Below are 20,760 nucleotides of genomic sequence, written 5' to 3'. Positions count from 1 at the left end.
GCCGATCGGCCCCCACACAGTTAACCAGTTTCACCGGACCGTTCATAACGCCCTAAGCGGCGGACACGCAAACCCCTTTCGGCGCGCCGCCGCCTCCGGTCGCCGGGATGAAGGCCCGTCCGGCCATATTTGCCGCTCTTGCGAGGCTGGTCTTTACTGCTTTTCGAACGCGGCGTGGATCTTGAGTTCGACCTCGTCGCTGACGAAGGGAATGCCCATCGAGACGCCGAAGTCGCTGCGTTTGATCGTCGTCTCGGCCTCGAAGCCCACGGTCGGCTTGCCGCCGTTCATCGCGCCCGCGCCGTGAAAATCGACGTCGAGCGTGACCGGCTTCGTGACCCCGTTGAGGGTCAGATTGCCGGCGACCTTGGCTTCGTCGCCGTCCTCGTCGACGACGACGCTCGTCGAGACGAAGCGGGCATCGGCAGGTGCCGGTCCAAAGAAGTCGGGCTTGCCGCCGTCCTTGCCTTCGCGCAGCAGATGGGCGGTGAGGCCCGCGCTCGCGGTGGTGACCTTCGCCACCGGGATCGTCACATCGACCTTCGATGCGGCCGGATTCTTGGGGTCGAGAACGAGCGTGCCGGTCACGCTGCCGAAGATGCCGGTGTAGTTGCTGAAACCGAGGTGATCGACTTCCCAGACGACCATCGTGTGATTGGGGTCGGCGGCATAGGTGCCTGCGGTGACGCGCGACCTGTCGGGCGTGCCGGGCGGGCTCGCCGGCGGCTGCGCGATGACGGCGGGAACCGCGGCGGCGGCGATGAGAAGTGCGGCGATGGGAGCGATGCGGCGCATGGAAAACCTCCTGTTTCGGGGGACATGCAGGCTAGGCGAATGACCGGGGCGGCGTCAATTCTGCGCGTCGGACGTGCGGCCCTTCGCTGCGTTCATCGCGCGGCGTTCCGCGAACCAGTCGCGGAGCGCCGCGGCGGTGCAGCCGGTATAGCCATAGCTGCCGACCGGCGAGCAGCTGTTCGGGCGGCTCGCGGCGGCGGCGCCATAATTGTTGCTCTCGACCGCCGAGGCCCAGGATCCGCCGCCGACCGACCTGTCCTCTTCCTTGTGGCGAAGCGCCTTGGGAACGCGATAGCGGTCGGATTCGGGCTGCCGCGCACAGACGACGATCTCGTCGTCCTTCGGCTCGGGGCAGGGTTCGTCGCCATAGGTATAGAGAACCGACACGCGCTCGGGCGGCGAGCCGGTCTGCGCGAGCCCCTCGTCCTGTGCATGAGCGGGCGCGGCGAGCGCAAAGAGCAGAAGGAGAAACGGGGCAGGTCTTTTCATTACGCGCATTCCCTGGCGACCATCCCCTGACGGAAATCCTTAGGCTGAGAAGATGAACCTCAGCCGAACCGGTCAAGCAAGCCGATGTTTTTGCACATAGCGGGTAGGATGGCGGCATCGGGGCGGGGAGCGGCCGCACCGCGCCCTCCCATTCGTCATCCCGGGCTTGATCCGGGACCCCGCTTTTCGCCCGGAATAGGTGGCCGTTGATTTCAAGCGGCACCCCGGATCGAGTCCGGGGTGACGATGCGGGGTATGTTAGCTTCCGGCCGGTTAGCGGACGATCCGATACGAACCGGCTATGCAGGCGCCTTGGATTACCCCTTGCCGGCATCCAGCGCATAGCCCGCCGAACGTACCGTGCGGATGATGTCGGCGGTTCCCGGCAGGTTGATCGCCTTTCTCAGCCGCCGGATATGCACGTCGACCGTCCTGAGCTCGATATCGCTGTCCTGTCCCCACACACTGTCGAGCAATTGCCCGCGCGAGAAGACGCGGCCCGGATGCTCCATGAAGTGGCGCAGCAGGCGGAATTCGGTCGGACCCATCGCGACGATCTGGCCGTTGCGGACGACCTTGTGCGCGACCGAGTCGAGTTCGATGTCGGCATAGGCGAGCAGCTCGCCCGCGAGCGCGGGGCGCAGGCGGCGAAGGACGGCCGAGACGCGCGCGACGAGTTCGCGCGGACTGAACGGCTTGGTCACATAATCGTCGGCGCCGGTTTCGAGCCCGCGGATGCGGTCCTCTTCCTCGCCGCGCGCGGTGAGCATGATGATCGGAACGTTCGCCGACTTGGGATTGCGGCGCAGGCGCCGGCAGACCTCGATGCCGGGCAGGCTCTCGATCATCCAGTCCAAGAGGACGATGTCGGGGACGCGCTCCTCGACCAGGATCAGCGCCTGTTCGCCGTCGGGGGTCTGGCGGACCGAAAAGCCTTCGCGCGCGAAGTGCCAGACGATCAGCTCGGCGATCGCCTCGTCATCCTCGATCAGCAGCAGGTCGGGCTGCGGCATCAGCCTTGCTCCCCGTCCGTCGTCGCATTGGCCGCGATCGCCCGGCTTTCCGGGGTCTCGCCGCGCTCGCGCTCCTCCATCCGCTCGCCGGTCACGACATAATAGACCATCTCGGCGATGTTCGTCGCATGGTCGCCCATGCGCTCGAGGTTCTTGGCGACGAACAGCAGATGCGCGCTCTCGGTGATGTGCTTCGGATTTTCCATCATGAAGGTCACGAGCGTGCGGAAGATGCTGTTGTAGAAATCGTCGACATTCTTGTCGCGGACGGTGACCCGCACCGCGAGGTCGGCATCGCGCGCGGCGAAGCTGTCGAGCGCGTCGTGGATCAGTTCGGCGACCCCCGACGACATCGACATCAGCACCGGGATCGCCTCGATCGAGCGCGTCTGGTCCATCAGCGCGACGCGCTTGGCGATATTCTTCGCATAGTCGCCGATCCGCTCGACGACCGAGACGATCTTCAGCGCCGCGATCATCTCGCGCAGGTCGTCGGCCATCGGGGCGCGAAGCGCGATCGTCTGGACGGTGAGCTGTTCGACTTCGGCCTCGAGCGCGTCGATCTTCTTGTCGCCCTGCACGACCTGCGCCGCGAGGTCGAGGTCGCCCTTGTTGAGCGCGGTCATCGCCTGGAGCAGCGCCTGTTCGGCGCGCCCGCCCATCTCGCTGATCAGGCCGCGCAGGCGGTTGAGATCCTCGTCGAAGGCCTTGACCGTATGATCGTTCGTTAATGCCATCACTCTTGTCCTTTTGGCTGCGGCTTAACCGTAGCGGCCGGTGATATAGTCCTTGGTCCGTTCCTGCTTCGGGTTCGTGAAGATATCGGTCGTCTTCCCGTACTCGACCAGCGTCCCGAGGTGGAAAAAGGCGGTGCGCTGCGACACGCGGGCCGCCTGCTGCATATTGTGCGTGACGATCACGATTGCATATTTACCGCGCAGTTCGTGGATCAGTTCCTCGATCTTCGCGGTCGCGATAGGGTCGAGCGCCGAGCAGGGTTCGTCCATCAGGATGACCTCGGGGTCGACCGCGATCGCGCGCGCAATGCACAGGCGCTGCTGCTGGCCACCCGACAGCGCGGTGCCGCTTTCGCCCAGGCGGTCCTTGACCTCGTCCCACAGGCCGGCGCGAACCAGCGCGCGCTCGACGATGACATCGAGGTCGGCCTTGTTCGGCGCGAGCCCGTGGATGCGCGGACCATAGCCGACATTGTCATAGATCGACTTGGGGAAGGGGTTCGGCTTCTGGAACACCATGCCGACGCGCGCGCGGAGCTGCACGACGTCCATCGACGGCGCGTAGATATCCTCGCCGTCGAGCTCGATGCGGCCGGTCACCTTCGCGCTCGCGACCGTGTCGTTCATCCGGTTGAGCGAACGCAGGAAGGTCGACTTGCCGCAGCCCGACGGGCCGATGAAGGCGGTGACCAGATCGGTGCCGACGTCGATCGACACATCCCTGATCGCCTGCTTTTCGCCATAGAAGACATCGACCCCCTGGGCCTTCATCTTCGGATCGGCGATGGTAAGATCGTCTTGGGTCATGTTCACCAGCGCTTTTCGAATTTGTTGCGGAAATAGATAGCGAGCGCGTTCATCGACAGCAGCACGACGAGCAGCACGATGATCGCCGCCGAGGTCTTCTCGACAAAGCCGCGGTCGACCTCGTCGGACCAGAGGAAGATCTGCATCGGCAGTACGGTCGAGGGCGAGCAGACGCCGCCCGGAACGTCGCCGATGAAGGCGCGCATGCCGATCAGCAGCAACGGTGCGGTCTCGCCGAGCGCGCGCGCCATGCCGATGATCGTGCCGGTCAGGATGCCGGGGAGGGCGAGCGGCAGCACATGGTGGAAGACCACCTGCACCGGGCTTGCCCCGACACCCAGCGCGGCGTCGCGGATCGACGGCGGCACCGACTTGATCGCGTTGCGGCTGGCGATCACGATCACCGGCATCGTCATCAGCGCCAGCGTCAGCCCGCCGACGAGCGGGCTCGCCTGACAAAGCCCGAACCAGTTGATGAACACCGCGAGCGCGAGCAGGCCGAAGATGATCGACGGCACCGCCGCCAGATTGTTGATCGACACCTCGATCAGGTCGGTCCAGCGGTTCTTCGGCGCATATTCCTCGAGATACAGTGCCGCGAGGACGCCGGTCGGGAACGCGATCAGGAAGGCGATGAAGATCGTCAGGATCGACCCCTTGAGCGCCCCCCAGATGCCCGCGACCGCGGGATCGGTGGCATCGGCGTTGCGGAAGAAGGACCAGTGGAGCCCGGTCGACAGCTTGCCCGCCTTCTCCAGCGCGTCGACCTTCGCGCCGAGCGCGCCCTTCGCGCCTTCCTTGGCGGCGATGTCGACCTCGGACGAGGCGGGGAGGTGGAAGACCGTCTTCGTCTTGAGCAACGCCGGGTCGGCCTTGATCGCGGTGCGGACTTCCTTCCACGCATTCTCGCTGATCAGCTTCGCCCCGTCGGCGCCCAGCGCTTCTTCCGCGGCGAAGCCCACGATGTCCGAAAGCCCCGCGTTCGCGATCGCCTGATCGGCGTCGGGGTCCGAGAGCCGCGACGCGTCGACCGTAAGCGGGTTCGCCGCGAAGTCGATCGGCACCGCGACGTCGGTGTAGGTGAAACCGCGGAGGCCATTGCCGATCATGACGAACAGCAGGAAGGCGAGGAAAAAGCCCGAGAGCAGCACCGCGCCAAGCCCGAGCAGCTTGAAGCGTCGCTCGGCGCCATAGCGGCCCGCGATGCGCTTCTGCATCGCGGCGCCTTTCCAGTCGGTGGGGGCCGTTTCTCTATTCATAAGCTTCGCGATACTTTTTGACGATGCGCAGCGCGACGATGTTGAGCAGCAGGGTCACGATAAACAGGACGAGGCCGAGCGCGAACGCCGCGAGCGTCTTGGCGCTGTCGAACTCCTGGTCGCCGGTGAGCAGCTTGACGATCTGCGCGGTCACCGTGGTGACGCTGGCGAACGGATTGGCGGTGAGGTTGGCGGAGAGGCCCGCCGCCATTACCACGATCATCGTCTCGCCGATCGCGCGGCTGACCGCGAGCAATATGCCGCCCATCACGCCGGGCAGCGCGGCGGGGATCAGGACCTGCCGGATCGTCTCGTTTGGCGTTGCGCCCAGCGCGAGCGATCCGTCGCGCATCGCCTGCGGCACCGCGTTGATGCTGTCGTCGGCCATCGACGACACGAACGGGATGATCATCACCCCCATCACGATGCCCGCGGCGAGCGCGCTTTCGGTCGAGGCGTTCGGGATGCCCAGCATCACCGCGAACTCGCGCAGCGCTGGCGCCACCGTCAGCGCGGCGAAATAGCCATAGACGACCGTCGGCACGCCCGCGAGAATCTCGAGCAGCGGCTTCACCCATTTGCGCACGCGCGGCGCGGCATATTGGGTCAGATACACTGCGGTCATCATGCCCGTAGGGATCGCGACGATCATCGCGATGATCGCGCCGATCAGCACCGTGCCCCAGAACAGCGGAATGCCGCCGAAGGTGCCCGGCTGCGGCGCGCCGCTCTGCGGGTTCCAGTAGGTGCCGAAGAGCAGCTCGGTCGCGGGGACGAGGCGGAAGAAGCGGATCGATTCGAACAGCAGCGACATCACGATGCCGAAGGTGGTCAGGATCGCGACGAGCGAGGCGACCACAAGGACCGCCATGACGATCTTCTCGACCCGCGTCCGCGCGCGGAAATCGGGCCGGATTCGCGTGAAGGCATAGAGGCCGCCGGCGAGCGCCAGCGCCAGTATCGCGGCAATCCCGACCCACGCATAGAAATGCGTCGCCTGCGTATAGGGCTGGACCAGCGGCGCCGCGGCGGGTAGCCGCACCGCCGCCTGCGTCCCCTGCGCGACGTTCCGCGCGTCGGACAGGATCGCGCCGCGCTCGAAGCCGAAGGCGGGAAGCGATTGCGCCGCGTCGCTCGCGAGCACCGAATTGGTAATCAGCGCCGGCGACACGCTCGACCAGACGGCGAGGAAGATCGCGGCGGGCGCGAACAGCCACAGCGCGACGTACCAGCCATGATATTGCGGGCGCGAATGCAGCTTCGTCCCGCTCTTCGCGGCAAGCAGCGACGAGCGCGCACGGCCGGCAAGCCAGCCGATCAGCGCGAGACCCGCGATCAGAAGCAACAGGGCGGCGGCGTTGAAGGTCATATGATCTTCATCCGGTTGATACCTTCGTCATTGCGAGCGAAGCGAAGCAATCTCCAGCTATCGCATGAGCCGGGCGAGAGCTGGAGATTGCTTCGTCGCTATGCTCCTCGCAATGACGATCCAAAAAATCGGTGGCCGGGCAGGGGATGTGGCCCCTTGGCGCCGGCCACCAGCAGGGGGAGCTTATTTCAATTCCGATCCGTCGAGCACGGTCATGCCCTTCGCCGCGGCGGCCGCCTTCGCCGCCACGTCGGGGGGCGAGATCACCAGACCCTTGGCGGCGAGATAGCCTTCCTTCGCCGCGCCCTTCAGGAACTCGGCGACATATTCGGCGAGCCCCGGAACGACGCCGACATGCGCCTTCTTCACATAGATGAACAGCGGCCGCGACCCCGGATAGGTGCCGTCGGCGATCGTGGCATAGGTCGGCGACACGCCCTGCACCGGCACCGCCTTGATCTTGTCCTTGTTCGCATCGAGGTACGAAAAGCCGAAGATGCCGAGGCTGTCGGGGTTCTTGTCGAGCTTCGAGATGATGAGGTTATCATTCTCGCCCTGCTCGACATAGAAGGGCGCGCCGCGCAGGCCCGTGCACACCGCCTCATGCTTGTCCTTGTCGCTGTCCTTCAGTGCCTTCATCCCGGCATTGGCGTCGCAGCCCTTGCCGAGGATCAGCTCCTTGAACGCATCGTACGTACCGCTCGTCGAAGGCGGGCCAAAGACCGAGATGCCGACCGCGGGCAGCGCCGGGTTGACGTCCTTCCACGTCTTGGCGGTGTTCGGCTTGCCATAGGGGTTGGCAGCCAAAGCCTTGTAGACATCTTCCTCGGTCAGCTTGAAGCCGGGGCCGCGCTGCGCTTCGCCCAGCGCGATGCCGTCGATGCCGACCTGGATTTCGACGATGTCCTTGACGCCATTCTTGGCGCAGGTGTCGAACTCCTTCTTCTTGATCCGGCGCGAGGCGTTCGCGATGTCGGGCGTGTCTCCGCCGACACCCTGGCAGAAACGCTCGAAGCCGCCGCCGGTGCCGGTGCTGTCGATCTTCGGCACCTTGTTGCCCGTCGCTTCGGCGAACTTCTCGCCGACCGCGGTGGCAAAGGGATAGACGGTCGATGATCCGACCGCGCTGATATAATCGCGCGCGCCGCCGCCCGAGGAGGCCTGATCCTGACAAGCGGAAAGCGCCAGCGCGCACGTCGCCGCACCAGCGATAAGGGCAAATTTCTTCACCATGGAAAAATCCTGTAGAGGGGGTCGTTACCGAACCAAGCCGCCACCCCCGCGACGACTCGCTGACTGCCCTCTGATGGATTTGTGTGACGCGTTTGTGACAGGGAGTGTCATGGAAGTGTCATGGGGCGTCGATGATGCGGCCCCCCGAAACATCTGTTATGCCAGCGGGACAAGGAGCCCATGCGCATGATCTTCATCACCGGCCATGTCATCATGACCCCCGAACATCGCGAGCGCATGATCGCGCTCGGCGCCGAGCATAGCGCGCGGTCGCGGGGCGAGGCAGGGTGTCTGGCGCATAATTGCCATGTCGATATCGAAAACCCCGACCGGATGATGTTCGTCGAGGAGTGGGAGAGCATTGATGCGGTCCGCGCCCATTTCGCGGTGTCCGCCTCGGGGGCTTTCGTCGCCGAAATGCGCGCGCTCTCGCCCGAGCCGCCGGTGATCCGCATCTATGCCGCCGAGGATATTACGGCGAAGCTGATGGGGTAGGGGCGCTTGCCTAGCGATATTCTCTACTCTTATATTCTCTATTCTTGTCACCCGGATCAAGTTCGGGGTGACGAAGCTGGAAGGGCGGAGCTCTCTTACTTCTCCAGCAACGGCGCCAGATACTGCCCGGTAAAGCTGCGCGGTTCCTTCACCACCTGTTCGGGGGTGCCCGCGGCGACGATCTCGCCGCCCTTGACCCCGCCCTCGGGGCCCAGGTCGACGATCCAGTCGGCGGTCTTGATGACGTCGAGATTATGCTCGATCACGACGACGCTGTTGCCCTGGTCGACGAGCGCCTGCAGCACTTCGAGCAGCTTCCGCACATCCTCGAAATGGAGGCCGGTGGTCGGCTCGTCGAGGATATAGAGCGTCTGCCCGGTCGAGCGCCGCGATAGCTCCTTCGCCAGCTTGACGCGCTGCGCCTCGCCCCCCGACAAGGTCGTCGCCTGCTGCCCGACCTTGATATAGCCGAGCCCGACGCGGACGAGCATCTCCATCTTGTCGCGGATCGACGGCACCGCCTTGAAGAAATCGGCGGCATCCTCGACCGTCATGTCGAGCACGTCGGCGATGCTCTTGCCCTTGAACTTCACCTCCAGCGTTTCGCGGTTGTAGCGTTTGCCGTGGCAGGTCTCGCACGTCACATAGACGTCGGGCAGGAAATGCATCTCGATCTTGATCAGCCCGTCTCCGGTGCAGGTTTCGCAGCGTCCGCCCTTGACGTTGAAGCTGAAGCGCCCGGGCTTGTAGCCGCGCGCCTGCGCCTCGGGCAGCCCCGCGAACCAGTCGCGGATGATCGTGAAGGCGCCGGTGTACGTCGCGGGGTTCGATCGCGGGGTGCGGCCGATCGGCGACTGGTCGATGTCGATCACCTTGTCGCAATGCTCGAGCCCGGTCAGCGCGTCGTGCGGCCCCGCGACCATGCGCGCGCCGTTGAGCGTGCGCGCCGCGCTGGCATAGAGCGTGTCGATGACGAGGCTCGACTTGCCCGACCCCGACAGGCCGGTGACGCAGGTGAAGGTGCCGAGCGGGATCGTCGCGGTGACATTGTTGAGGTTGTTCGCGCGCGCGCCCTTCAGCACCAGGTCGAAGCCGTTGCCGGGGCGGCGGTGCGCCGGCACCTCGATCTTCTTCGCGCCGGTCAGATACGCCGCGGTCAGGCTCTTCTTGTTCGCGAGCACCTGCTTCAGCGTACCTTCGGCGACGATCTCGCCGCCATGGACGCCCGCGCCGGGGCCCATGTCGACGACATAGTCGGCGTGGCGGATCGCGTCCTCGTCATGCTCGACGACGATCACCGTGTTGCCGAGGTCGCGGAGGCGCTTGAGCGTCGCAAGCAGCCGGTCGTTGTCGCGCTGGTGGAGGCCGATGCTCGGTTCGTCGAGGACATACAGGACGCCCGACAGGCCGCTGCCGATCTGGCTCGCGAGGCGGATACGCTGGCTCTCGCCGCCGCTCAATGTGCCGCTGGTGCGGTTGAGGTTGAGGTAATCGAGCCCGACATTGTTGAGGAAGCCGAGCCGCTCGTTGATCTCTTTCAGGATCGCCTTCGCGATCTGCCGCTGCTGCTCGTTCAGCTTCCCGTCGAGCGTGCTGAACCACGCGAGCGCGTCGGCCACCGAGCGCTGTGCCGACATGCTGATATTCTCACCCGCGATCTTCACCGCGAGCGGTTCGGGACGGAGGCGCGCGCCGTGGCAGGTCTCGCACGGCTGCGCGGTCTGGTACTTGCCCAGTTCCTCGCGCATCCACGCGCTTTCGGTCTGCAGCATCCGGCGATTGAGGTTGCCGATCACGCCCTCGAACGCCTTGTGCGTCGTGTAGGTGCGCTTGCCGTCCTTGAAGGTCAGCTCGACGGGCAGGCCGCCGGTGCCGTGGAGGATGATCTCCTGCACTCCGCCCGGCAGATCCTGCCACGGCGTATCGAGCCCGAAGTCATAGGCTTTGCCGAGGCTTTCGAGCACCTGCATATAATAGGGCGAGGGCGGGTTCGATTTCGCCCACGGCACGACCGCGCCCTTCTTGAGGCTCAGCGCATGGTTGGGAACGACAAGCTCGGGATCGAATTCGAGCCGTTCGCCGAGGCCGTCGCATGCGGGGCAAGCGCCCTGCGGCGCGTTGAAGCTGAACAATCGCGGTTCGATCTCGGCGATCGTGAAGCCCGAGACGGGGCAGGCGAATTTCTCGGAGAAGATGATGCGGTTCGCGGGAATGCCCGCGCCCTTCAGGTTCCCCTCCCGCTCGCGGGAGGGGTTAGGGGAGGGCATGTCGAGGTTGGATGCTGCCGGAACAGGCCCTCCCCCGACCCCTCCCGCAAGCGGGAGGGGGGAATTGGCGAGCGCCTCCGCCACTGTCGTGTCGGCGAGATCGACATAGGCAAGCCCCTCGGCGAGCTTCAGCGCGGTCTCGAAGCTGTCTGCGAGCCGCGTCTCGATGCCTTCGCGCACGACAATGCGATCGACGACGACCTCGATGTCGTGCTTGTACTTCTTGTCGAGCGCGGGCGCGTCCTCGATCTCGTAGAACTCGCCATCAATGCGGACGCGGGTGAAGCCCTCCTTCTGCCACTGCGCGAGCTCCTTGCGATACTCGCCCTTGCGGCCGCGCACGACCGGCGCGAGCAGATAGGCGCGCGTGCCCTCGGGCAGTTCGCGGACTCGGTCGACCATCTGACTGACGTTCTGCGCGCTGATCGGCTCGCCGGTGGCGGGCGAATAGGGGATGCCGACACGCGCCCACAGCAGCCGCATATAGTCGTAGATTTCGGTAACGGTCGCGACAGTCGAGCGAGGGTTGCGGCTTGTCGTCTTCTGCTCGATGCTGATGGCGGGCGACAGGCCGTCGATATGCTCGACGTCGGGCTTCTGCATCATCTCGAGGAACTGGCGGGCATAGGCCGACAGGCTCTCGACATAACGCCGCTGGCCCTCGGCATAGATGGTGTCGAAAGCGAGGCTCGATTTGCCGCTGCCCGACAGGCCGGTGATGACGATCAGCGCGTCGCGCGGCAGGTCGACATCGACGCCCTTCAGATTATGTTCGCGCGCGCCGCGCACCGAGATGTGGGTGAGACTCATGGGAGAGCTATGTTCCAGATTTGTTCTTGAGGTGCAAGAGGCCGTATGGCCCCGCTTCGGCATATAGATAGGGCGCCCCGGCGCGCCCCGCAATGCACCGGCTTTCCACCAACATCCCAAAGGCTTCGACCAATGTCCGGCGGTTCGCTTGACCCCTTGCCGCCGCGGGCGGACAAGACGGACCATGTCCGTCGCCCCGCCGGGGCGGCGCGCGATACCGAGGAGACTGGGGCATGAAGATGATTTTGGGAGGGGCGGCCAGCCTCGCGATTGCGGCCGTGCTGGCCGCGACGCCGGCGTTGGCGCAGCCCATGGGGCATGATGCGGCGCTGGCCGCCGAGGCGGATGGCGATGGCGCTGCGCCGGCGAGCGATGACGGATCGCTGGCGGCGCTCAAGTTCGGCACCTGGGGCGTCGATCTCGGCGCCCGCGACACGTCGGTGAAGCCCGGCGACGATTTCGACAAATATGCGAACGGCGGCTGGTTCGCGCGCACCGAGATTCCGGCCGATCAGGCGTCGGCGGGCGTCGATTACGATGTCTACAACCTGACCCAGCGCCAGCTTCGCAATCTGGTTACCGGCGCGCCGGCGACGAGTCAGGTCGGCGGCCTCTATCAGAGCTTCATGGACGAAAAGCGCGTCGATGCGCTCGGCGCCAAGCCGCTGATGGCCGACATCGCGAAGGTGCAGGCGATCAAGGACAAGACCGAAATGGCGCGCTTCATGGGCGCGTCGCAAGGCACGTTCGGCGCCTCGATCGTCGGCGGCGGTCCCTATGCCGACAGCGCCGATCCGACGACGAACGTGCTGTGGCTGGGGCAGGGCGGGCTCGGGCTTCCCGACCGCGACTATTATCTGAACGACAGCTTCAAGCCCCAGCGCGACGCTTATCGTGCATACATCGTCCGCACGATGAAGATGATCGGCAACCCGGCGCCCGAAAAGGCGGCCGATGCGATCATGGCGTTCGAAACCGATGTCGCGAAGGCAAGCTGGGCGATCGCCGATCGCCGCGACATCAGCAAGATCAACAACCCGATGTCGTCGGCCGAGCTTGCTGCCTATGCACCCGGCCTCGACTGGACTGCCTGGTTCGCGGGCGCGAGCATCGCGCCGCAAAAGCGGATCATCGTCAACGAGAATACGGCGATCCGCGACATTGCGGCGGTCTATGCAAAGGCTCCGCTCGACACGCTGAAGCTGTGGCAGGAATTTCATGTCGCCGACAATGCGGCGAACTATCTGTCGAAGGACTGGATCGACAGCCGCTTCGAATACACCAAGGCGCTGAGCGGCGTGTCCGAACTGCGTCCGCGCTGGAAGCGGGGCCTGCAGCTTGTCGATGGCAGCCTCGGCGAACTGGTCGGCGAAACCTATGCCCGCCAATATTTCCCGGCGAGCGCCAAGGCCAAGATGGAGGCCCTGGTCGCCAATCTGAAGCTGTCGATGGGCGACCGCATCCGGAACAACGACTGGATGGCGCCCGAGACCAAGGCCGCGGCGCTCGCGAAGCTCGAAAAGATGGACGTCATGGTCGGCTATCCCGACAAATGGCGCGACTATTCGGGCCTCAAGATCGATCCCGCCGACCTTTATGGCAATGTGAAGCGCAGCGCGGCCTTCGAATATGCCTATTCGCTGTCGGACCTGAACAAGCCGGTCGACCGCAAGAAATGGTCGATGAATCCGCAGGAAGTGAACGCCTATAACGGCTTCCTCGAAAACAAGATCGTCTTCCCGGCGGGTATCCTGCAGGCGCCCTATTTCAGCGAAAATGTCGACGATGCCGTCAACTATGGCGCGATCGGCGCCGTCATCGGCCACGAAATCAGCCACGGCTTCGACGATCAGGGACGCAAGGTCGATGCCAATGGCGCGGTTCGCGACTGGTGGACCGCCGCCGATGCCAAGCGTTTCGACGAACAGGCGAAGGGTTTCGGCGCGCAATATGCGACCTATGAAGCGGCGCCGGGCGCCTTCATCAATCCCGACCTGACGATGGGTGAGAATATCGCCGACCTCGCAGGGCTGGAGGTGGCCTATGACGCCTACCACCGTTCGCTGAACGGCAAGGAGGCGCCGGTGGTCGACGGGCTGACCGGCGACCAGCGTTTCTTCCTCGCGTTTGCGCAGGCCTGGCGCGACAAGGCGCGCGAGGATTCGATCAAGACGCAGGTCGCGAGCAACGAGCACAGCCCCGCGCGCTGGCGCATCATCGGGCCGGTCCGCAACGTCGATGCCTGGTACAAGGCGTTCAACGTCACGCCCGACGCCAAATATTATCTGAAGCCCGAAGCGCGCACGCGCATCTGGTAATCAGTCGGGAAGGGCGGGGGCGGCCGATGGTCGTCCCCGCACCGTCATCGCTGCGAGCGACAGCGCCGCGCCGATGATCACGAACAGCGCGGGCGCGCCGCCGAGCACCGACATCATGCGGATGCCGTCGATCCCCGACGCGGCGACGAGCACGACCGCGACCAGCCCCACCGCGACACCCCAGACGCTCTGCACCGCGAGCGGCGCTTCGGGCGCGTCCGGAGTGATGCCGCGCGTCGACAGCGCGCTCATCGCCGAGACATTCGCGTCGGCACCCGCGACGTAAGACAGGAAGATGGTGAAAAGGATCAGCCCGGTCACGGCGGGGCCGCCGCCGAGCGCGTCGAACAGCCGAAAGAGCACCGAATCGGGCCCCCTGGCTGAAATGACGGCATAGAGACTCGCGCCGCTCTGCTGGTCGAGAAGGATTGCCGATCCGGCGATCGCGGTCATCCACAATGCGCCGAACAGCGACGGCAGGACGAGGTTCATCAGGATGAATTCGCGCACGCTGTAACCGATCGCGAGCCGGCCGAGGAACAGCGCGGTCACCGGCGCCCAGGCGAACCAGTTGCCCCAATAGAAGATCGTCCATTGCCGGCTCCAGTCGGGATCGAGCCCGATGCCGAGGTTGCGCGGGACGAAGGTCGAAACATATTCGCCGCCGGCGCTCAGCGACAGGCCGAGCATATGCGCGGTCGGCCCGGCGAGCAGCGCGAAGGCGATGATCGCGAAAAAGAGCCAGGTGTTGAGCACCGACAGGCCCGCGATGCCCTTTTGCAGCCCTGTCGCCGCCGAGATCAGAAAGCTCGCGACGATCAGCGCTCCGATCGCCCAGCGGAGCGGCATCCCGCCTGCGAAGCCGCCCAGCGTCTCGATCCCGCCCGAAATGGCGAGAATGCCGGCGCCCATCGACGCCGCCATCCCCGCGACGAGCGCGTAGAGACAGATGATGTCGATGCCGGTGCCGACCGGCCCGTGCGCGCGTTTGCCGATCAGCGGCACGAACAGCGACGACAGGCTGAAAGGCTCGCCGCGATTGTAATAGACGAGCGCGAAGGCGAGCGCCGCGACGGTGTAGATGCCGTAGGGCGTCAGCGTCCAGTGAAGGAACATCGTCGACATGGCGAAGGTCGCCGCGGCGTCGCTGCCGGGCTCGAGCCCGAGCATCGGCGGCGGCGCGTTGAGGTGGAACAGCGGCTCGGCGGCGCCCCAGAAGAGGATGCCGGTGGCGATCGTCGTGCAGAGCATCACCGCGAACCAGCGCCAGCGGCCGAGCAGCGGCTTTGCACCGGGCCCGCCGATGACGGTCCTGCCGAGCGGCGACAGCGCGACCGCGCCCAGCAGCGCCAGAAAGGCGACCCCGGCGCCGGCGAAGACGGGGCCGAGCTGGCGCAATATCCAGTCGTTGAGCACGGTCTCGGCGGCGACGAAGGCCTCGCCGCGCCACAGGCTGAGCAGCAGCGCGGCGGACAGAATCGCGAGCGGAATGAAAAAGACCGGGCGGTTGATCGGGTGGCGAGAAGCTGCTGGCAAATGACCCACCGTTCGGACATGAGAGGTGGCGTCAGCATGACCGCTCGGCACGGCGGCGTCAAATTCACGGAACGGGAACGACGAGCCGGGCAAAACGTTGGACGGCCAGAGCTTCGATTGAAGGAGAGCTTCGATGATCAGGATGATTTTGACGGCTTCGGCGGCGATGACGCTGCTCACGGCGGGACATGCGGCCGCCTTCCAGAAGAACCCCGACGGCACGACGACCGAGGAGCGCGCCAACACCGCGCGCCTGAACGCCGAGCAGCTGGCGAAGGCCAATGCCGAAACGCAGGCCTATGATGCGCAGGTCACGGCGCGCGCGCAGCAGGAAGCCGCATCGCAGGCCGAGTTCGCCAAGGAAACCGCCGACTATGAAGCCGAGAAGGCGCGGGTCGCCGCCATGTCGGCCGAAGAGCGGATCAAGTGGGAAGCCGATGTCGCGGCGTGCAAGGCCGGCGACACGTCGCGCTGCGCACCGCCGCAGCCGAAATGACCGGCTGACGGCCTATTCGGGAGTTGCGGAAGGCTCCGGCGTTTCGTCGGGGCCTTTTTGCTGCGCGGCGCGCGGCGCCTGGATCGGGATCGGCGCCGACGGCGCGTCGAGCGCGACGGGCACCGCCATGGCCGACAGATCTCGCGGTGCGGGGTCGGGCAGCCGCCCGCCATAATGATAATCGTCGGTCGGCTCGGGTGGGGGTGTCATATCGACATCGACTTCGCCCAGCCGGCGGAAAGGATCGCTCATGCGCTCTTCGCGCCCAGCCTCGAGCCGCGCGGCGACGCCATAGCTGTCCGCGCAGCCCGGGCAGGGCGGCGATGCCTGCGCGGCCTCGGTGATCAGCGCATCCGGATTGGCGCTAAGACCGGCGAAGGAGGGCGAATCCTCCGCATATCGCGCGAAACCCTGATCCACGACGATCATGCCGAGCAGGCCGCCGCTGACGGCGCCCGCCACGCCAAGCCCCATCGTCCAGACGAACGCGCGCATGATTCTGTCGCGACTCGGGTAGGAAGCTTTCCACGTCATGAACGGCACAAGGCCATCATGACAACAATGTTGCAAGCCTTTGGCCATTGGTCGACGCCGGAGGGCGGTTCGTCCGCCTGATCGACCCGGTTTCGGGGCCGGTCGAACCTGACATGAAAGCGGGCCGCAAAGGGAGCATTCAGCATGGGCGGGATGCGGGAGGGTTCGGTCTTCCCCGGTTTCGGACCAGCTCGTGTCCCGCATCACACCCAGATGAGAGGACAGTCCCCCATGTTCAAGCAAACTCTCAAGTCCGCATCGATGCTGATGATCGCAATGGCGACCGGCGCGGCGGCAACCCCCGCGATGGCGCAGACCGAAGACGCGCCGCGCGTCATGGTGCGGTACAGCGACCTTGACCTCGCGACTCCCGGCGGACGCGAACGCCTCGATACGCGGGTCCGTTCCGCGATCCGTTCCATGTGCAACACGGCGGAACGCCTGTCGATACAGCAACGTGCGATAGCGCAGCAGTGCGTTACGCAGGCACAGCGGAGCGTCGAGCCCCAGCTCGCGGCGCTGCTCGGCGGCAGCCCCGCGCGTTTCGCAAGCGAAAAACCGCCGGTCGTCGCCGCTCCCTGACACCGGCCGGCTCCGCTCCATCCGGAGCGGGACGGACAAAGGCGGCCATGCCCTTCCGGCATCGCCGCCTTTCGTTTAAGGTCCGTACTCAATTGGACGCCTCGGCGTAAGGACCCTAACCCTGCATGATCGCCTTGACATCGTGCAGATAGGTGCGGCCGATCCGGTGGGTGCCGCCTTCGCCCAGATCGACGCTCCACGCGCCGTCGCCATGATGCTTCAGGCCGACGATCCCGTCGCGGCGGATCATTTTCGAGCGGTGAATCCGCATGAACTGATCCGGATTCATCCGGGCTTCCAGCGATTTGATCGTCTGGTGGATCAGCCAGCTTCGCGCTCCGACATGCAGCCGCATATAGTCGCGCTCGGCCTCGATCAGGTCCACCTGATCGGCATCGATGCGCAGCATCTCGCCGCGGTTCTGAACCCAGAATTCGTTGATCCACTTGCTCTTCTGCCTGGGCGCGCGTTCGGCGGCGCCCCATTCGCGCACGCGGGCGAGCGCGCGGGCGAGCCGATCGGGCGACACGGGCTTCAGCAGATAGTCGACCGCCGCGACGTCGAAGGCGGCGACGGCATAGCGGTCGAAAGCGGTGACGAAGACGACCGCGGGCGGATTGTCGAGCTGTTCGATCGCCGCCGCGACCGCGAGCCCGTCGAGGTCGGGCATCGCGATGTCGCAGAGGACGAGATCGGGCGCGAGGGCATCGACCATGCGAAGCGCCGACGCGCCGTCGCTCGCGGTGCCGACGAGCGAAATGCCGTCCTGCTGGCCGGCGAGGATCTGGAGCCGTTCGATCGCGAGCGGCTCGTCGTCGACGATCAGGGTGCGCAGCGTCTGCATCATCGTCAGCATCCTTCCTTCGCCAGCGGCAGCCACAGCGATACGAAGAAGCCGCCCGTATCGGACCGGCCCCATTCGCAGCCGGCGGTGGGGCCATAGCGCGTCAGCAGCCGTTCGCGCACATTGCCGAGGCCAAGGCCGGTGCCCGGCGCCGGAACGGGGGCCTTGGGATCGATATCGTTTTCGGCGCGCACGACGAGCAAGCCGTGCTCGCTGCTCGCGGCGAGGCGGATCGCGATGCGGCCCTTGCTCGGCGCGACGCCATATTTGATCGCATTCTCGATGATCGGTTGCAGGATCAGCACCGGGACGCAGGCATTTTCCAGCTCTTTCGGCATCATGACCTCGACCTGCAGCCGGTCGGGGAAACGGACCTGCTCGATATCGAGATAGAGGCGCTGGAGCGCGATTTCCTCGTCGAGGCTGACGAGCTGTTCGGGATCGACCGCGAGGCTCGATCGCAGGAAAGACGCCAGATTCATGATCATCGTCTCGGCCTCGCTCTTCGATCCGCGCAGCACGAGCGTCGACAGCGAATTGAGCGTGTTGAACAGGAAGTGCGGATTGACCTGATAGTGAAGCGCGCGGAGCTGCGCGGTCTGCGCCTCGATCCGGAAATGGTTGGCGCGCCGCTCGACCGCGCGCATCTCGTTGGCATAGCCGAAGGCGACATAGAGCGCCGCCCACACGGCGAAGAAGAAATACCAGCGGATCGAACTGTCGAGGATCAGCACGATTTCCCAGGCCACCGGAAATTTGGACTGGACGTCGGCAATGATCTTTCCCGAATCCTCGAGCGGCAGCCAGTAATAGAAGACGAGCAGGTTGATGCCGGCATAGACGATCACCAGCGGGATCGCGGCGCCCATCGCGACGGCGAGCCGCGCCCCGAACCCGCGCGGCTGGACGCGCTGGATCAACTGATAGAGGACGAAGGTGCAAAGGATGCCCGCGACGACGACGACCGCGCGCCGGCCCGCATATTCCCATTGCTCGGCACCTGCCAAAATGCCGAGACCGGTGGTGATCAGAAAATAGAGCAGCCACATCGCGATGATCGAACCGATCGCGACGCGCGGATTGACCCGCGCGTCCTGCGCGCGCCAGTCGGGCGCCGCCGCCAGCATCTTCGCTCGCTGATCGCGCAGCGTGTCCATCCGGATATTTCCACTCATCGCTGCTGCCTTAGCGTCAATTCTCGCCCCAAGGCTAGCGGGCACCGGGCCACCAGTCGAAGCGGCACATGCCTTGGTCGAAAGCAGACGGGCTATTCAAGGTCGGGCTGCGGCAGCGTCCGGCGCCAATGACCGCGCCTGTAGATCGCCCACGCCATCGCAACCGACGCGAGCGAGGAGAGCGGGAAGCTCCACCAGAGGATGTCGCTGCCGATCAGCGGATAGCCGAAATAATAGATACCCAGGCGGATCGGGAACATCGACAGGAACAGGATGACGAGCGGCGGCACGACCGATCCGTTGGCGCGTAGCGTGCTGATCAGCACGATCGTCGTGCCGAAGGGCAGGAAGGTCCAGGTCGCGATATACTGGATATTGCGCGCGACATCGATCGCCGCGCTGCCGCTGCCGAGGAAAAGGCCGAGCGCGGCGCGATCGAACAGCAGGAGCAGCGCGATGAGCACGCCGGTCATCGCGAGGTTGATCGTGATGCCGCTGGCGGTGGTGGCGCCGACCCGGTCCCAGCGCTGCGCGCCGATATTCTGCGCCGCCATCGAACTCACCGCTGCGCCGACCGCGAGCGCGGGCATCTGGATATAGTTCCAGAGCTGGAGCGTCGCGCCATAGGCGGCCGCGGTGACGAGGCCCTCGCGATTGACGAGCCCGACCATGATCAGCCCGGCGCCCGAGATGACGAGCATCTGTGCGCCCATCGGCAGGCCGCGCCCGATGATGAAGCGAAGTTCGCCGAGGCTGGGAAAGAGATAAGCGAGTTCGCGCCCGCGCAGGCGCAGGGCGTGGTTCTTCGCATAGAACCAGCCGATCATGCCGACGAGGCTGATCGTCCCGGCGATCGCGGTCGCCATCGCGCTCCCCGCGATGCCGAGGCGCGGGAAGGGGCCGAGGCCGAGGATCAGCACCGGGTTGAGGACGATGTCGAGAACCACGGTCAGGACCATGAAGCGCAGCGGCGTCACCGCGTCGCCCGCCCCGCGCGAAGCCATCGAGAGCATTACCATCATCATGCTCGCGGGCACCGCGACGAAGGTGACGCGCAGATAATCATGCGCGAGTGCGAAGGCCTCGGGCGGCGTTTCGAGCCAGCGCAATATGCGGTCCGAGGCGAACCAGCCGAGGAGCGCGATGACCAGCGAAAAGGCGATCGCGAGCCCGATCGCGCCGCCGCTCGCGCGCCGCGCCGCGTCGATGTCGCCGCGCCCCATCGATTGGCCGATCAGCACCGTCGCCGCCATGCCGAAGCCGAAGAAGGCGCCGAACATCAGGAACATGATGATGTTCGCGTTGGCGGTCGCGGCGAGCGCGCTTTCGCCGAGGAACTGGCCGACCCAGATCGAGTTCACCGAACTCGACAGCGTTTGCAATATGTTCGATGCGAGCGTCGGCAGCGCGAAGAGGATCAGCGTTTTGGTAATCGGCCCCTGCGTCAGGTCCATCCGCCCGCTGCCGCTGCGCGCCGTCTGCCGCGGCGGGACGGGGCTGGCGGCAGGGTCGGCCGCCGCCGCGACCGGAGTCGGGGTCAGGGGCACGTCGTCGCTCAATTCAAGGGTCCTTCCGGTCCGCCTTCGAGGTCGCCGACGCATTGGAGGTCGGGATCGGTCTTTGCCGCGCGTTCGAGATCGCGGGTCTGCCGGGTCACGCCGGGAAAGAGCCGGTCGGGTGCGACATGGTAGGACCGGATCAGCGCGATAGCCCATGCATAGTGGCGCGCGCCGGCGGCGCAGCTATCGCTTCCGCCGTCGCCCTCCGCCCAGACCGTGTGCCAGCCGGTTTCGCCGTCGCGGGTCAGCAGCGACTTGAAGCCGCCGATGACGCCATTGTCGCCTTCCGCATAGGCGATGGCGCGGTTCCCATCGCGCCACACCCGCAAATAGCGGAAGGTGAACCGCATGTCGGGATGCTCGCGCAAGGCCTCGGCGATGGCCGTGCGTTCCATACTACCGGCGGCGGGAGTCAGCGGCGAAGCGTCTCTGGCAGCGAGCG

At 65.6% G+C, this 20,760-nt stretch carries 19 protein-coding genes; 4 read left to right on the top strand and 15 right to left on the bottom strand.

Annotation, left to right across the window (positions count from 1 at the left end):
• Window positions 1-153: 153 nt before the first annotated feature.
• From ACE3SL_RS07675 to ACE3SL_RS07640, 8 genes are all read right to left on the bottom strand, one after another.
• Window positions 154-795, bottom strand: coding sequence for a YceI family protein (locus ACE3SL_RS07675; RefSeq protein ID WP_374525155.1), 642 nt, complete (start codon window positions 793-795; stop codon window positions 154-156).
• A gap of 54 nt (window positions 796-849) precedes the next feature.
• Complete coding sequence (locus ACE3SL_RS07670; RefSeq protein ID WP_374525154.1) at window positions 850-1,284, bottom strand: hypothetical protein; 435 nt, start codon at window positions 1,282-1,284, stop codon at window positions 850-852.
• A 317-nt stretch (window positions 1,285-1,601) separates the two neighbouring features.
• Window positions 1,602-2,297 (bottom strand): phosphate regulon transcriptional regulator PhoB, encoded by a 696-nt coding sequence (gene phoB / locus ACE3SL_RS07665; protein WP_374525153.1) that lies wholly within the window; start codon window positions 2,295-2,297, stop codon window positions 1,602-1,604.
• Complete coding sequence (phoU, locus tag ACE3SL_RS07660) at window positions 2,297-3,034, bottom strand: phosphate signaling complex protein PhoU (protein WP_374525152.1); 738 nt, start codon at window positions 3,032-3,034, stop codon at window positions 2,297-2,299. The genes phoB and phoU overlap by 1 nt, the downstream gene beginning before the upstream one ends.
• A gap of 24 nt (window positions 3,035-3,058) precedes the next feature.
• Window positions 3,059-3,841: a phosphate ABC transporter ATP-binding protein PstB gene (gene pstB / locus ACE3SL_RS07655; RefSeq protein WP_374525151.1), complete on the bottom strand. Its 783-nt coding sequence runs from the start codon at window positions 3,839-3,841 to the stop codon at window positions 3,059-3,061.
• 2 nt (window positions 3,842-3,843) lie between these two features.
• Entirely contained in the window at window positions 3,844-5,100 is a 1,257-nt protein-coding gene (gene pstA / locus ACE3SL_RS07650; RefSeq protein ID WP_374525150.1) for a phosphate ABC transporter permease PstA, read from the bottom strand.
• Window positions 5,093-6,469: a phosphate ABC transporter permease subunit PstC gene (gene pstC, locus ACE3SL_RS07645; protein ID WP_374525149.1), complete on the bottom strand. Its 1,377-nt coding sequence runs from the start codon at window positions 6,467-6,469 to the stop codon at window positions 5,093-5,095. The genes pstA and pstC overlap by 8 nt, the downstream gene beginning before the upstream one ends.
• Window positions 6,470-6,652: 183 nt before the next feature.
• Window positions 6,653-7,702, bottom strand: a complete 1,050-nt coding sequence (locus ACE3SL_RS07640; RefSeq protein ID WP_374525148.1) for a substrate-binding domain-containing protein — start codon at window positions 7,700-7,702, stop codon at window positions 6,653-6,655.
• Window positions 7,703-7,882: 180 nt separating this feature from the next.
• On the opposite strand from ACE3SL_RS07640, the gene ACE3SL_RS07635 reads away from it, so the two are divergent.
• Complete coding sequence (locus tag ACE3SL_RS07635; RefSeq protein WP_374525147.1) at window positions 7,883-8,197, top strand: putative quinol monooxygenase; 315 nt, start codon at window positions 7,883-7,885, stop codon at window positions 8,195-8,197.
• Window positions 8,198-8,292: 95 nt separating this feature from the next.
• Here ACE3SL_RS07635 and uvrA read toward each other — a convergent pair whose 3' ends face one another.
• Window positions 8,293-11,274 carry an excinuclease ABC subunit UvrA gene (gene uvrA / locus ACE3SL_RS07630; protein ID WP_374525146.1) on the bottom strand — a complete coding sequence of 994 codons (2,982 nt, stop codon included), beginning with the start codon at window positions 11,272-11,274 and terminating at the stop codon, window positions 8,293-8,295.
• A 233-nt stretch (window positions 11,275-11,507) separates the two neighbouring features.
• On the opposite strand from uvrA, the gene ACE3SL_RS07625 reads away from it, so the two are divergent.
• Window positions 11,508-13,592 carry a M13 family metallopeptidase gene (locus ACE3SL_RS07625; protein WP_374525145.1) on the top strand — a complete coding sequence of 695 codons (2,085 nt, stop codon included), beginning with the start codon at window positions 11,508-11,510 and terminating at the stop codon, window positions 13,590-13,592.
• Here the strand turns inward: ACE3SL_RS07625 and ACE3SL_RS07620 are convergent, their stop codons facing one another.
• Window positions 13,593-15,137 carry a BCCT family transporter gene (locus ACE3SL_RS07620; RefSeq protein ID WP_374525144.1) on the bottom strand — a complete coding sequence of 515 codons (1,545 nt, stop codon included), beginning with the start codon at window positions 15,135-15,137 and terminating at the stop codon, window positions 13,593-13,595.
• A gap of 124 nt (window positions 15,138-15,261) precedes the next feature.
• Here ACE3SL_RS07620 and ACE3SL_RS07615 point away from each other — a divergent pair, with 124 nt between their 5' ends.
• Window positions 15,262-15,624, top strand: a complete 363-nt coding sequence (locus tag ACE3SL_RS07615) for a hypothetical protein (RefSeq protein WP_374525143.1) — start codon at window positions 15,262-15,264, stop codon at window positions 15,622-15,624.
• A gap of 12 nt (window positions 15,625-15,636) precedes the next feature.
• Here the strand turns inward: ACE3SL_RS07615 and ACE3SL_RS07610 are convergent, their stop codons facing one another.
• Window positions 15,637-16,119 (bottom strand): hypothetical protein, encoded by a 483-nt coding sequence (locus ACE3SL_RS07610; RefSeq protein ID WP_374525142.1) that lies wholly within the window; start codon window positions 16,117-16,119, stop codon window positions 15,637-15,639.
• A gap of 270 nt (window positions 16,120-16,389) precedes the next feature.
• Between ACE3SL_RS07610 and ACE3SL_RS07605 the strand changes: the two genes are divergently transcribed.
• Window positions 16,390-16,740, top strand: a complete 351-nt coding sequence (locus tag ACE3SL_RS07605) for a UrcA family protein (protein ID WP_374525141.1) — start codon at window positions 16,390-16,392, stop codon at window positions 16,738-16,740.
• Window positions 16,741-16,855: 115 nt separating this feature from the next.
• Here the strand turns inward: ACE3SL_RS07605 and ACE3SL_RS07600 are convergent, their stop codons facing one another.
• From ACE3SL_RS07600 to ACE3SL_RS07585, 4 genes are all read right to left on the bottom strand, one after another.
• Window positions 16,856-17,587 carry a LytR/AlgR family response regulator transcription factor gene (locus ACE3SL_RS07600; RefSeq protein ID WP_374525180.1) on the bottom strand — a complete coding sequence of 244 codons (732 nt, stop codon included), beginning with the start codon at window positions 17,585-17,587 and terminating at the stop codon, window positions 16,856-16,858.
• A gap of 2 nt (window positions 17,588-17,589) precedes the next feature.
• The gene (locus ACE3SL_RS07595) at window positions 17,590-18,759 is read right to left on the bottom strand and encodes a sensor histidine kinase (protein ID WP_374525140.1); all 1,170 of its coding nucleotides are present in this window, start codon (window positions 18,757-18,759) and stop codon (window positions 17,590-17,592) included.
• 92 nt (window positions 18,760-18,851) lie between these two features.
• Window positions 18,852-20,318: an MATE family efflux transporter gene (locus tag ACE3SL_RS07590; RefSeq protein ID WP_374525139.1), complete on the bottom strand. Its 1,467-nt coding sequence runs from the start codon at window positions 20,316-20,318 to the stop codon at window positions 18,852-18,854.
• Window positions 20,315-20,713 (bottom strand): hypothetical protein, encoded by a 399-nt coding sequence (locus ACE3SL_RS07585; RefSeq protein ID WP_374525138.1) that lies wholly within the window; start codon window positions 20,711-20,713, stop codon window positions 20,315-20,317. Before ACE3SL_RS07585 ends, ACE3SL_RS07590 begins: the two co-directional genes overlap by 4 nt.
• Window positions 20,714-20,760: the final 47 nt, after the last annotated feature.

This window comes from Sphingopyxis sp., from assembly GCF_041916015.1.
Classification (GTDB): domain Bacteria; phylum Pseudomonadota; class Alphaproteobacteria; order Sphingomonadales; family Sphingomonadaceae; genus Sphingopyxis.
Note: the sequence above shows the minus strand (reverse complement) of the source record. Positions and strands in the feature narration are given on the sequence as shown.